General features: G+C 48.8%; 10 protein-coding genes. 4 read left to right on the top strand and 6 right to left on the bottom strand.

What is annotated here, in order from left to right; translation table 11 throughout:
- Positions 1-101 precede the first annotated feature (101 nt).
- Both J0X00_RS20090 and J0X00_RS20085 read left to right on the top strand, forming a co-directional pair.
- Complete coding sequence (locus J0X00_RS20090; protein ID WP_282477582.1) at positions 102-1,469, top strand: cache domain-containing protein; 1,368 nt, start codon at positions 102-104, stop codon at positions 1,467-1,469.
- Complete coding sequence (locus J0X00_RS20085) at positions 1,453-2,091, top strand: response regulator transcription factor (protein ID WP_168797009.1); 639 nt, start codon at positions 1,453-1,455, stop codon at positions 2,089-2,091. Before J0X00_RS20090 ends, J0X00_RS20085 begins: the two co-directional genes overlap by 17 nt.
- A 138-nt stretch (positions 2,092-2,229) precedes the next feature.
- Here J0X00_RS20085 and J0X00_RS20080 read toward each other — a convergent pair whose 3' ends face one another.
- Positions 2,230-2,706 (bottom strand): MarR family transcriptional regulator, encoded by a 477-nt coding sequence (locus tag J0X00_RS20080; RefSeq protein WP_136484875.1) that lies wholly within the window; start codon positions 2,704-2,706, stop codon positions 2,230-2,232.
- Between the two features lie 379 nt (positions 2,707-3,085).
- Between J0X00_RS20080 and J0X00_RS20075 the strand changes: the two genes are divergently transcribed.
- Together J0X00_RS20075 and J0X00_RS20070 are read left to right on the top strand one after the other, a co-directional pair.
- The gene (locus J0X00_RS20075; RefSeq protein ID WP_136484877.1) at positions 3,086-4,663 is read left to right on the top strand and encodes a BCCT family transporter; all 1,578 of its coding nucleotides are present in this window, start codon (positions 3,086-3,088) and stop codon (positions 4,661-4,663) included.
- Between the two features lie 206 nt (positions 4,664-4,869).
- Complete coding sequence (locus J0X00_RS20070) at positions 4,870-6,753, top strand: methyl-accepting chemotaxis protein (RefSeq protein WP_282477581.1); 1,884 nt, start codon at positions 4,870-4,872, stop codon at positions 6,751-6,753.
- Between the two features lie 173 nt (positions 6,754-6,926).
- Here the strand turns inward: J0X00_RS20070 and J0X00_RS20065 are convergent, their stop codons facing one another.
- From J0X00_RS20065 to asnS, 5 genes are all read right to left on the bottom strand, one after another.
- Positions 6,927-7,643 carry a 3'-5' exonuclease gene (locus J0X00_RS20065; RefSeq protein WP_282477580.1) on the bottom strand — a complete coding sequence of 239 codons (717 nt, stop codon included), beginning with the start codon at positions 7,641-7,643 and terminating at the stop codon, positions 6,927-6,929.
- 9 nt (positions 7,644-7,652) lie between these two features.
- Entirely contained in the window at positions 7,653-9,542 is a 1,890-nt protein-coding gene (locus J0X00_RS20060; RefSeq protein WP_136484883.1) for a DUF294 nucleotidyltransferase-like domain-containing protein, read from the bottom strand.
- 441 nt (positions 9,543-9,983) lie between these two features.
- On the bottom strand, positions 9,984-11,183 hold the full coding sequence (locus tag J0X00_RS20055; RefSeq protein ID WP_168797010.1) for an amino acid aminotransferase: 1,200 nt from the start codon (positions 11,181-11,183) through the stop codon (positions 9,984-9,986).
- 394 nt (positions 11,184-11,577) lie between these two features.
- Positions 11,578-11,817: a hypothetical protein gene (locus J0X00_RS20050; protein WP_136485003.1), complete on the bottom strand. Its 240-nt coding sequence runs from the start codon at positions 11,815-11,817 to the stop codon at positions 11,578-11,580.
- Positions 11,818-12,050: 233 nt separating this feature from the next.
- Positions 12,051-13,451: an asparagine--tRNA ligase gene (gene asnS, locus J0X00_RS20045; protein ID WP_136484887.1), complete on the bottom strand. Its 1,401-nt coding sequence runs from the start codon at positions 13,449-13,451 to the stop codon at positions 12,051-12,053.
- Positions 13,452-13,492 lie beyond the last annotated feature (41 nt).

Genomic DNA, 13,492 nt, shown 5'->3' with positions numbered 1-13,492 from the left:
TTCGAGGTTGTTACTTCCTTATTTCTTAAGTTGAAAACAAATTGATAAAGTAGGGCGGCTTGCTGATATGCAGTGAGCCGCTTTTATATTTGGGGAAACGGATGCCTCTTAAAGCCAAATTGATATTATTGACACTGTTACCTCTGCTGTTGGTGACGGCAAGTATCAGCTGGATCTCGATACATCAGGCCAAACGCCTTGGTGAAAGGGAGGTGGAGAGTTTCCGCGCGAATCTGATTAAAGCGCGTGAAACGGCTCTTAAAGACAGTGTCGATTTGGCACTGGACTCTATTAGTCTGGTGTACAACGATCCCCAGTTGTCACAGCAAGATGCACAGGACAGGGTAAAGCAGATCCTCACCCGTTTGCGTTACGGCGCAGACGGATACTTTTTTGTTTACGACCAACATGGCGTCAATCTGGTGCATCCCATTCAATCGGAGCTGATTGGTCGCGATTTACTGAAACTTCAGGATAGTGAAGGTGACTACCTGATTGAGGCGTTGTTGTTTCAAGCGCAGTCAGGTGGTGGATTTCATCAGTATCTGTGGCAGAAACCATCCAGTGGCGAGATTGTTCCCAAGCTGAGTTATGTTGAGTGGCTGGACAAATGGGGCTGGATGGTTGGCACTGGGCTGTATATCGAAGATGTCAGTCAGGAAGTGGCTGCCATGCAGGCCACGATAAATAACAATATCGATACCACCTTCTTTTCAGTGGTTGTCATTCTGGTGGTCACGGTCGCAGTCATTATCGTACTGACATTGGCTATTAATTTGCACGAGCATCGTCTGGCTGATAAAAACCTCAAAGAACTGGCGCATAAAACCGTCATGTTTCAGGAAGATGAGAAAAAACATCTCGCGCGGGAACTGCATGATGGCATCAACCAACTGCTGGTCTCGAGCAAATGTCATCTGGAGCTGCTGAGTTATAAGCTGAAAGATGACGTACTGGCCCGGCATGCCGAGAAAGCGCAGCAATCCTTGATGACCGCGATTAATGAGGTACGCAGAATCTCGCACAATCTGCGTCCTAGTGCGTTAGATGATATCGGTCTCCAGGCTGCGATCGTCACCTTGCTTGATGATTTTCAGTCGCATTCCGGCATTCAGGCCGAAAGTCTGTTTGATACTCCGCCTGGTTATAAACTCAAATCTGAGGTGTCCACCACCTTATATCGAGTGGTGCAGGAATCGCTGAATAATATTGAAAAACACGCGCGGGCGAAGCATGTCAGTGTGATCGTGCAGCAAATGGGGAGCATGCTGCAACTGATTATTCGTGACGATGGCGTCGGTTTTCATCTCAAGGGAGCGTTGGCGAAAAGTGGAATCGGGTTACGCAACATGCAAGAGCGGGTCGAGTTTCTCGGCGGTGATCTGGAACTGATGAGTGAGCCCGGATTCGGTACCGAAATTACAGTTCTGCTGCAACTGGATGGATCAATGTATGGAAAAGCCAATTAGAGTCGTGATTGTGGATGACCATCAGGTCGTCCTCGAAGGTTTTATGGCCCGTCTTGAAATGGAGCCGGAAATAGAGGTCGTTGCAACGGCAGGAAACGGGGTTGAAGCACTAGAAGTGGTGAAGCAGCATCGACCGGATGTGATTCTGATGGACGTCAGCATGCCGATTATGAACGGTATTGATGCGACCCGTCTGATTAAGGAAGCGGTCCCCGATGCTAAAGTTTTGATGCTGACGATGCACGATAACCGTGAATACATCATGAAAGTGATGCAGGCTGGTGCAGTGGGCTATATGCTCAAGGAAATTTCAGCTGAAAAAATGGTTCAGGCGATTAGAACCGTGAATCTTGGCTCAACTTACTTTTGCGAATCCGCGACCCAGACGTTATTTACGCAGGATGTGGAACCTGTGGCGCTAAAGCCGAATCCGCTCAGTCGCAGAGAAGAGGCGGTATTGAAGCTTGTCGCACAGGGCCACAGCAGTAAGAAAATCGCGTCCCTGCTTAGTATCAGCTACCGAACGGTCGAGACGCATCGTCAGAACATCAAGCACAAATTAGATATTCACAGTACCGCTGAACTGGCCCAATACGCTGTTCAGCATGGGTTGCTGGAATAAACTGTACTATGGTTAACAAACAAAGGGTTAACAAACAAAGGCTGGATGTGGCAAACCTTTTGCATTATCTCGATATAAGAACAACGGATTACGTTTGCAATCCGTTGATTAGGCGAAAGTAGTATGGATTCAAACGATTTATTCAGCTTTAGTAATACTGCCGATTTCCAGCATGGGTGCCACATCGTAGTTTTCGGCATTCATCATTGAGGATAAACGCTGAACTGAAGAAAGCAGGAGGCTCTGTTCCCAGTCTTCCAGTTTTTGGAATCGCTCAACAAAGTCTTGCTGCAGTGGCTGAGGTGCATCTGCAAGCAGCTTAAGGCCTTCGTCGGTCAGGTGCGCATGGACTTTACGCTTGTCAGAGACACTGCGAATGCGCTGTACATAACCATTACGTTCGAGGCGATCAAGGATAGTCGTCGCTGTTGCCTGACTCATATTGGTATGCTTGGACAGTTCACGAATGGTGACTTCACCCAACTCCTGAATTGATCGCATTAAAATCAACTGAGGACCAGTCAATCCAGCGTTTTTGCTAAGCTTTTTAGAGTGCAGGTCAATGGCTCGGATGATCTGGCGAATGGCAACCAGTACTTCTTCATGTCTTTCCAAAATGTTCATCCACGACTTATAGGAGAATTTAGGCGCGACGATACATTAGTTGAAGCGCGATGAAAAGTGTTGACATCATACTTTTTTTACAGGGATTTTAGACGCTTTTTATGTATCTAAAACGACATAAAATGTTTTGTACACGAAGTACATGCTTGTTCTTTTTGAACAAAAAGTCTACGCTCGTTAACGAATTTAAGTAAAAACTGGTTACAAAACAATCTTTGGGTAGATTTGAGATCAATGGTGTGTAAACTGTAAGTCAAGTGTTGTATCGGACAATAGTTATGACCACGAAATATATTTGATGTGTTTAATAGCAAATTGTGTCGTTGTTATGGTTATAGAGTTCAACAAGGATCTGTAGAAGAGAGGACAAATGACGAAGGGTATTGATAAATATAGTATCGACAGTACCGACTATACCGTGGGGCAGGATAACGTCCAGAAATGGGGTTTTGATGTTCACAATCCGGTATTCGGTATTAGTGCGGGTCTGATAGGTCTGTTTTTGTTGGCGACACTTTTAGTGGACGCAGACACGGCAAAAACAGCGTTAGACGGAATTAAGTGGCAGATTATCGGTTCCTTTGACTGGCTATTTATATGGTCTGGTAACATTTTTGTGATTTTCTGTCTGGTTTTGGTGGTATCTCCATACGGTAAGATTCGTCTGGGCGGAGAAGACGCTGTTGCCGATCACTCAATGATTTCGTGGCTGTCTATGTTGTTTGCTGCGGGTATGGGTATCGGTCTGATGTTCTGGAGTGTGGCTGAGCCGGTGGCGTATTTCACCGGTTGGTACGAGACTCCATTAGGTGTTGCTCCTAATTCTCCGGAGGCGGCGACGCTGGCTCTGGGCGCGACCATGTTCCACTGGGGGCTGCATCCTTGGGCTATTTACGGCGTTGTTGCGCTGTCACTGGCTTTCTTCTGTTACAACAAAGGTCTTCCGCTTTCTATCCGTTCTATTTTCTACCCGATTCTGGGCGATCGCGCCTGGGGCTGGGCAGGTCATATCGTCGATATCCTCGCGGTATTAGCAACGTTGTTTGGTCTGGCAACCTCGTTGGGACTCGGTGCTCAACAAGCGGCAAGCGGCATCCACCATGTATTTGGGGTTGAAGCGGGTATCGGTCTGCAGATTGTGGTGATTATTGGTGTGACTCTCTTGGCAACGGTGTCGGTTATGCGTGGCATTGATGGCGGTGTGAAAGTCATTTCAAACATCAACATGGTCGTCGCATTCCTGCTGCTTATTCTGGTTGCTCTGATTGGCTATGCGGTGACGTTCGGCTCGATTCCGACCACGTTTATGGCTTACGTTGAGAACATTATTCCGCTGAGTAATCCGGTAGGTCGTGAAGACGTTGCCTGGTTCCAGGGCTGGACTGTGTTCTACTGGGCATGGTGGATCTCATGGTCGCCATTCGTCGGTATGTTTATCGCACGTGTTTCCCGTGGCCGTACTATCCGTGAATTTATTGTCGCAGTGCTGCTGGTTCCGACTGCTGTAACCCTGGTCTGGATGTCAGTATTTGGTGGCCTGGCGATTGAACAAGTGGCTGACAAAATTGGTGAGTTGGGTGCTAACGGTCTGACCGACGTATCACTGGCGATGTTCCAGATGTTTGATGTACTGCCGTTTGGTACGCTACTGTCAATTATTGCTGTTGTGCTGGTTCTGGTGTTCTTCATTACCTCATCAGACTCAGGCTCTCTGGTTATCGACAGCATTACGGCGGGCGGTAAGATGGATGCTCCGGTACTGCAACGTATCTTCTGGGCGTTGATGGAAGGCGCGATTGCGATTGCTCTACTGTGGATTGGCGGCACGCAAGCGGTGCAGGCTCTGCAAGCAGGTGCGATCTCTACCGCGTTGCCGTTTACCTTTGTGCTGTTGTTGATGTGTGTCAGTTTGGTAATGGGCATGCGGACAGAACCGTTTAAACGTTAAATTCGTTTTGTGATAAAGCCGGCATTTCGCCGGCTTTTTTAGATCGTAAAAAGATGACGCATGTCACATTATTGGCGACCTGTTGGTCACCCCCTTAACTGGTCAAATAATATGCAATTATCTTTACATAACACGTGCAACCTTGTCATATTCCCGTTACTATCTGCGCCGTACTATTCAAACCCAACCTCTTATAAAGTAATCAGATGAAACTGACTCTTAAGCAAAAACTCATTGGAGCAAGCTTGTCAGCTGTGGTGGTCATGGCCGCCGTACTGACCTGGCTGTCTGCTGACAAATTAAGTCAACAAACTCACCGTGGCGTTCTTGATCGGGCTGAAGCGATTTCAATTGCCGCTTCAAAAGGTATTTCCGACTGGATCTCCATTCGTAAAGATATCACTTCGGCGTTCAACGATTATACCGAACAACAGGACATGGTTCCGTACCTGCAACAAGCACGTAATGCAGGTAGTTTCGACGACATCTTCTTTGGTACACCGAAAGGAGAAATGTTTCGTTCTCATCCAGAGCGTAACCGCGCCGACTATGATCCTCGTACCCGTCCTTGGTATAAAGATGCCTCAGCGGCTGGTAAACAGCTGATCACAACAGCGTATCAGGACGCGATTACTAATGCTTTACTTGTGACCATCGCTGAACCTGTGCGTCACAACGGCCAGTTTGCCGGTGTGGTTGGTTCTGATGTACTGATCGACCAACTAGTGAATGATGTTCTGGCTATTGACGCCGGTGAAAATGCTTTTGCTATGTTGATCGATACCCAAGATGGTACGTTCCTGGCTCACCCGGATAAAAAGCTGCTGCTAAAACCAGTCAACAGCGTTTCGAAAACATTCAACATGAATATGATCGAAAAAGCATCAGGCGAAAGCCGTCTGGTTGAACTTGAGCAGAATGGACGTGACTCACTGTTTTACTTCAGCAAAGTACCCAATACGCCATGGATTTTTGCGATTCAGATGGATCGTGATACTGAATTCGCGGCCGAAGATGAATTGCTGACCGGTCTGCTGATATCTGCCGTGATCGTGACCATCATTGTGGTACTGATTGTGTCATGGCTGGTGAGCTTCCTGTTCCAGGATCTGGGCCGCGTATCGCGTGCTCTGGCTGAAATTGCTTCTGGTGAAGGCGACCTGACTCAGCGTCTGGAACCGCGCAGTGACGATGAAGTGGGCCTGTTGGCCACTAACTTCAACGTGTTTGTCGGCAACATGCACACTATGATTCTCAAGTTAAGCCATGTATCACAATCTCTGTCTGAGCAGTCGAAAATGACCGCACAGCATGCAGAAGAGCGTAGTGCTCGTATCCGCATGCAGCAGGATGAAATCAACATGGTGGCGACGGCGATTAATGAGATGGCGGCGGCCACTCATGAGATTGCCCACAACTCAGAAAATACCGCTCGTCACTCAGAAGAGTCTGTAACGGCGTGCCGTGATGGTTCAAACCAGGTATCTCAGGCGCAGAACTCACTGAACTCTTTGGCGGATGAAGTTCGTCTCGCAACCAATGTTGTGACTGAACTGGAAGAGCACGGTAATCAGATCAGCACTATTTTGTCGACCATTCAGAACATTGCTGAGCAAACTAACCTGTTGGCTCTGAATGCCGCGATTGAAGCGGCACGTGCCGGTGAACAAGGTCGTGGTTTTGCGGTGGTTGCTGATGAAGTGCGTATTCTGAGTCAGCGTACCCACGCATCGACAGAAGAGATCCAAACCATGATCGAAACGCTGCAGTCTACGACTAAGAAAGCGGTGGGTATCATGAATGACAGCCGTATGCTGGCTGACACCAGTGTCGATGACTCGCATGCCGCGGCAGCCAGTCTGACACAGATCCAGCATGCTGTTGAAAGCATCAGTGATATGGCCACTCAGATTGCCTCAGCGGCGGAAGAGCAGGCATCAGTGACCTCGGAAATCACCCGAAATACTGAAGGCATCCGTGATGTGTCAAATGAACTGGCAGAAGAAGCACATGATGCTGCTGCTCAGGCAGCTGCGCTGTCTGACCTGTCAGGTGAGCTGGAGCAGGAAATTCGTCGCTTTAAGCTGTAATCACACCACAGAGATGTGACCCAAAAAAGGAGCCTGATGGCTCCTTTTTTATCGGTCCTGTTCTATTTATACCGCCGCCTGCGATACATTGACCTAATGATGCGGACGGTATGGCCTTTGCCAGAACGGGGAGCACAAGGCAGCTAAAACAGCTAAGTCATGCTAATTTGCGTTTAGAGCCAGAACTGACGCAGCGGTTGATCACCGGAAAAGTGGTGGGCAATTTGTGCCTGCAGCAGCTCAGCTGTAGCGATGGCATCGGTCAGCGCGTGGTGCGGCGTGTAGGCGGGCAGGTTGTAGCGCATACGCGATTGCCCTAATCGCACCGAGTCAGGCCGTTTACCCATGATTTTATTGACAATACCAGCGGTCTGCCGTTTCTGAATCTGGCTCTCAAGCTCCATAGTATCAATCACCGGAAACTCGATGCCTTCACCAATCCGGCGTTTCAGGGCGCGGTCAAGAAACTCGCGCTCAATCTTGTGGTAATGCACCACCAGGACGTGTCCGGCCAGCTCATTAAGCACTTCCTCAACAATTTCATTCAGATCCGGAGCATCCATGATATCGTTATGGGTGATGCCATGAATGACAATCGAGTTCTCATCGAGTTTTTGTCGCGGTCTGACCGTCCAGTGTTTAGCCCGGTTGAGATAGACCCGGTTGAGAGTAAACGGCACCAGCCCGATAGTAATGATTTCGTCTTTGTCGGCGTTAAGGCCGGTCGTCTCAAAATCCATTGCCACAAAGGTCATCTCACTCATCGGTGTGTCCGGGTTGGGTAACTCGGTCTGGTAGAACTGCTGTAACAGCGGATCTTTCACCACATTCTGTTTGGCTTTGTACTTATACTGCCAGTCGATACTGGGCGGCTGAAAAAGTTTTATCATGCTGCGACCTTACTTAATGCTGCTGCTGGCTTGGTAACGGTACTTGAGGAAGTTCTGGGCGTTACTCAGGATCTGGAAAGCATCTTTGAGGTTACGGCGTTCAAAATCAGACAGATGTTCCGGTTCGATATTGTTATCGGCGGCAATGTCATTCTCAACATCAATGGCCTGGTGACGGATACGTACCATGGAGATAAATTCCAGTGCATCACGCAGGTCCATACCGCGGCCTTTAGGCAGGATGCCAGCGTTAATAATATCATCCAGACGTTCAAACGAGTTCTTCGCTCGTGAGCCGACGGCCAGCGCATGCACGCGGATTAAATCGGCCAGCGGCGCAGTACCACGGCGTTTAAGGTTAATGGAGTTATTATGACGGCCATCTTTTTCCATCACGAAGCTCTTAAAGAAGCCGAGTGGCGGGGTACGGTTCAGCGCGTTGCGTGCCAAGCAGGCCAGAAAACGGTTGTTACGACGCGCACGGCGCACGATAAACCCGGTCAGCTGTTCTGCCCATTTCAGGCGACCATAAACGCCGTCCAGATCGAAGAAGATTGAGGCATTCAGCAGCGCTTTAGGATTCGGATTGTCGATCCAGTCAGCAAAGCAGTCTTCCCACTCACGACGGGTCATACGCCACATCGGGTTGGTGGCCATAATGTCGCCGGTGCAGTAGCTGTAGCCACATTCGGCCAGACCATCACAGACGAACTTGGAGAACTGGGCAAAATATTCACCGTGTTCAGCTTCGTTATAACTGTCATCCAGAATGATGGCGTTGTCCTGATCAGTGACGACTAACTGTTCATCACGACCCATTGACCCAAGGGCCAGGAAGCAATAGGGAATTGGGGCGGGGCCGAGATTTTCTTCAGCCAGTTCAATAATGCGCTGTTTGAAGCTGCGGCCGATCACCGACATTGCGGTACCGACCATGTGCGAGTTGGCATCTTCATTAACCAGACGCACAAAACTGTTCTTCACCTGTTTGGAAATCTGTGCCAGGTCCTCAATGCTGTTTTGCTGGAAGATGCTGCTGACCAGTAACAGTGAGTTTTGTGATTCATGACGAACGATGTCCGTGATATCCAGAATCCCGATGGGTTTACGACCTTTCAGGATCGGCAGATGGTGCACGTTGTATCGCAACATCATCAGCATGGCTTCATAGACGTAGGCGTTGTGATCAAGCGAGATGACATCTGATGTCATGACACTTTCTACCGGTTCAACGTATTTCACGCCCTCAGCCACAACTCTGCGACACAGGTCGCGGTCCGTCAGAATACCAATCAGGGGACGGCTGTCTTCCTCATCATCTTCAAGAATGTCCGGGTCGATGATCAGCATGGACGAGACGTTCTCTTCCGCCATTTTGACCGCGACGTCCTGGATGCTGGCGCCTTTATTCACATATGGGGCTTCGCGGGTAATGAGACGTTTGACTTTCACTGTGGTCAAGTCGTTCTGTTCCGCAGTACTGGAAACGGCCTGGCGTAAACGGGCATTATCCTGTACTTCGACAAAATCAGCGAACGTATCGTAGGATTCATACAGAGACTGAAATACGGCTTCAGGAATACAGTACACCAGAGTATCTTCAATCGCGGTAACCGGGAAACGCACTTTGTTGTTGGTCAGTAAGCCCATCTGACCAAACAGGCCGCCTTCTGTCAGACGGTTATACAGTTCCCCTTTACGACGGTACACTTCCACCACGCCACTACGGATCATATACAGTTCTTCGGTATGGTCGCCAAAGCGAATGATCGGAGTATCTTGTCGGTAATAAGTGATCTCGACGTTGTGTGCAATGTCTTCCAGCGTTTCTTCAGGTAAATCGCTGAACGGCGGATGTTGGCTGAGGAAGTTTTTTATTTCTAATAGTTCCGCTTCCATCTATGGCTCCTTGCGTGGTGACGTGTACGCTGGTTAAGGATATACAGCTCAGTGCTGTTGGAAAGTATTCATACTACACGAATTTTTCCGATAACACAGAAATGCACGCCAAAATAGCGGTCGGGTGATGGCTATCTGTGCGTTGCTGGTTACCTGCCTGATAAATCATGTCTTGAGCTGATGGTTATCATCCGGCTGTGTGACCTATCAATGCAATAAGCAAAAGGCGCTGATGTGATTTCAGTCTAGCTTAAGTGGCTGGGTATTCAGAACTATTTTCAATTTTCGAACGACTTGCCAGCTTCTCAACCATTCCTGGAGAGGTTCTTAACAATCTTCCCGGTTTAAACCAGTGACGTGCACAAAATGCGGGGGGAGGGAAAACAACAAAGCCGACATGGGGCCGGCTTTGTAAGACAGAGAAACGGATAACAGCGCGAGTTACAGAACCGCTTTGATGCCGTCACACAGAGGCTGCATGTTGGATTTGGTCATGCCGGCAACGCTGATACGGCCAGAACCTACGATGTAGATACCGAACTCGTCTTTCAGACGGGTCACTTGCTCTTTGCTCAGGCCAGAGAAAGAGAACATGCCGTTTTGACGCTCAATAAAGCTGAAGTCTGCAGTAACGCCTTTCTCTTTCAGTGTTGCAACGAAGAGTTCGCGCATTTCCTGAATACGTTCACGCATTTCTGCCACTTCTGCTTCCCATTCCTGACGCAGTTCTGCATTGTTCAGAATGTGAGTCACTACCGCTGCACCGTGAGCTGGTGGGTTTGAGTAGATAGAGCGGATGATCGCTTTAACCTGAGAAAATGCAGTGGTCGCCACTTCTTCTGATTCTGCCACCAGAGTGAAGGCACCGACACGCTCGTTGTACAGGCCGAAGTTTTTAGAGAATGAGCTCGCAACCAGGATCTCTTTATTGTACTTAGCAAAGGTACGCAGGCCGGCAGCATCGTCTTCCACACCTTTTGCAAAGCCTTGGTATGCAAAGTCAAACATTGGCAGCAGACCTTTGTCTGCAACCAGTTTAGCCAGGGTTTCCCACTCTTCAGCCGTTGGATCGATACCGGTTGGGTTGTGGCAACATCCGTGCAGCAGCACGACATCGCCGGCAGAAGCTTGCTCAAGGTCTGCGACCATGGCCGCAAAGTCTTTATCTTTCGCTTCTGCGTTGTAGTATGAATAAGCAGCAGTTTCCAGACCAGCAGCGTTAAACACACCGTGGTGGTTTGCCCATGTCGGGTTGCTGATCCACACCTTAACATCGCCAATTTGACGTTTGATGAACTCACCCGCGATACGCAATGCGCCAGTACCACCCGGGGCTTGAGCAGTTTTCGCCAGCTTCTGAGCAACGATATCAGAATCTGCACCGAACAGCAGTTTTTGTACAGCCAGGCTGTACTCTGCCATACCTTCAATCGTCAGGTAAGATTTGGTTTTTTCTGATTCCAGCAGCGCGGCTTCTGCTTTTTTCACTGTCGCAAGAACGGGAGTTTCGCCAGCTTCATTCTTGTAAATACCAACACCCAGGTTGATTTTGTCTGTACGAGGATCATTTTTAAACTCTTCAGTCAGACCAAGAATCGGGTCAGCCGGAGCTGCGACAATTTTTTCAAACATAATGCTCATCCATGTTAGTTAAGGTGGGAAGAAAAATTTCGATGAAATTTATCGTATTTATACCTTTCTGCCCTTGTTGTGACAACAGCACTTCACAGAAAAATTTAAAAAATTTTAATGAGTTGATGAAGTCACACTAAACCTGGGATTTTGGCTGATTAATTTGGCTCTGTTTTGTCAAATTAATCAGGGTTTAATGAGAAATCGATGCATGTATCGTCGGGATAAAAAGCCGTTTATCGGCTCTGCGATAAGGCTTGGCTGAATATTGAGTGACGGCAAAATGTCAGGTAATCGTTAACTTTTACGTAACAAAGCGAAGGTGCGCTATTCTCACAGTTTGTCGGGGATTATCCGGTTCGGGTTGAACCGGATAACGGTTGGAGTGGCGATAAAACAACCACTAAGATGATTGCTCATCATTGAGATGTTTAATGATGGCTTTCTTGGCGTCTTCTTCAGTGGCCTGTTCACCATCTTGGACATCCAGTGGTTGTTTCGGATACAGCCCAGTTGCATCTTCGGCAATATGCAACCAGTCCGGGTGCCAGTAATAGGGGTTTGAAGCGTTAGGATGGTCCCAGCTATGAACCCCGTCTTTGACCCCGTTGTAATAGAGGTCCTCGATTTTAAACACTTTCATCATCTGCTCCCTAAGTTCTTCACTTGGTCACTATCAACAGAGCTGAATAGCAATATCCTAAGTATGAACAAGCCCCGTCACTTGATCGAATTAAATTCGCTGCAAATTGAGTTTACATTTGGCATGACGCCGAAGTAACGGAAGCGGGAGAGGCAATAAAAAAGCCTCCGTAAACGGAGGCCTATGCGATGTTTGCTGCGCTGGCTTATGACGTTAGCGCCGCTAGCGCAGGCTTAGAAGTTTGCGCTGCGTGGTGTACGTGGGAATGGGATCACGTCACGAACGTTACCCATACCGGTTACGTAAGAAACCAGACGCTCGAAGCCCAGGCCGAAACCTGCGTGTGGTACTGTGCCGTAGCGGCGCAGATCACGGTACCAGTTCATGTGCTCAGGATCGATACCCATTTCCACCATACGTGCATCCAGTACGTCCAGGCGCTCTTCACGCTGTGAACCACCGATGATTTCACCGATTCCCGGTGCCAGAACGTCCATTGCTGCCACAGTTTTGCCATCGTCGTTCATACGCATGTAGAACGCTTTGATGTCTTTCGGATAGTTCTTCACGATAACCGGAGCTTCGAAGTGCTCTTCGGCCAGGAAACGCTCGTGTTCTGAAGCCAGGTCGATACCCCATTCAACCGGGAATTCGAACTCTTTACCTGATTTCAGCAGGATCTCGATGGCGTCAGTGTAGTCAACCTGAGCGAAGTCAGAAGAAACGAATTTCTCCAGACGAGTCACGGCATCTTTGTCGATACGCTGCGCGAAGAATTCCAGGTCATCACGGCGCTCTTCCAGTACCGCTTTAAACACGTATTTCAGCATGTCTTCGGCCAGTTTTGCGACGTCGTTCAGATCAGCAAACGCGACTTCAGGTTCAACCATCCAGAACTCCGCCAGGTGACGGCTGGTGTTTGAGTTTTCAGCGCGGAACGTCGGGCCAAAGGTGTACACTTTGCTCAGCGCACAAGCGTATGCTTCGGCGTTCAACTGGCCAGATACGGTCAGGAAGGTTTCTTTACCGAAGAAATCTTCGTTGTAATCCACAGCACCTTTGTCGGTACGTGGCAGGTTTTCCATATCCAGAGTGGAGACTCTGAACATCTCACCGGCACCTTCGGCATCGGATGCGGTGATCAGTGGTGCAGATACCCAGTAGTAGCCTTGCTCGTGGTAGAAACGGTGAATCGCTTGTGACAGACAGTTACGCACACGGGCAACCGCACCGATAACGTTAGTGCGCGGACGCAGGTGCGCCACTTCACGTAAGTACTCAATTGAGTGACGGGTTTTTGCCATCGGGTAGGTATCAGCGTCTTCAACCCAGCCAACCACTTTTACGCCCGTTGCTGCCAGTTCAAAATCCTGACCGCTCGCCGGAGACTCAACCACTTTACCTGTTACTTCGACAGAGCAGCCGGTTGTCAGCTTCAGTACTTCGTCGTTGTAATTATTCAGATTATTAGGGACCACGGCCTGAATCGGGTCGAAACAAGAGCCGTCATAGATGGCAAGGAAAGAAATTCCAGCTTTGGAATCGCGACGTGTACGGATCCAGCCGCGAACAGTTACTTCACTGTCAACCGCCAGCTTACCGCTTAGTACGTCTTTTACAGGCGCGTAAGTCATGTTTGATATAATCTCCATTGAGGTAAAAATTCCACCCGAAT

Source organism: Vibrio sp. ABG19, from assembly GCF_029962385.1.
Taxonomy (GTDB): domain Bacteria; phylum Pseudomonadota; class Gammaproteobacteria; order Enterobacterales; family Vibrionaceae; genus Vibrio; species Vibrio ostreae.
This window is presented reverse-complemented; position numbering and strand designations above follow the sequence as displayed.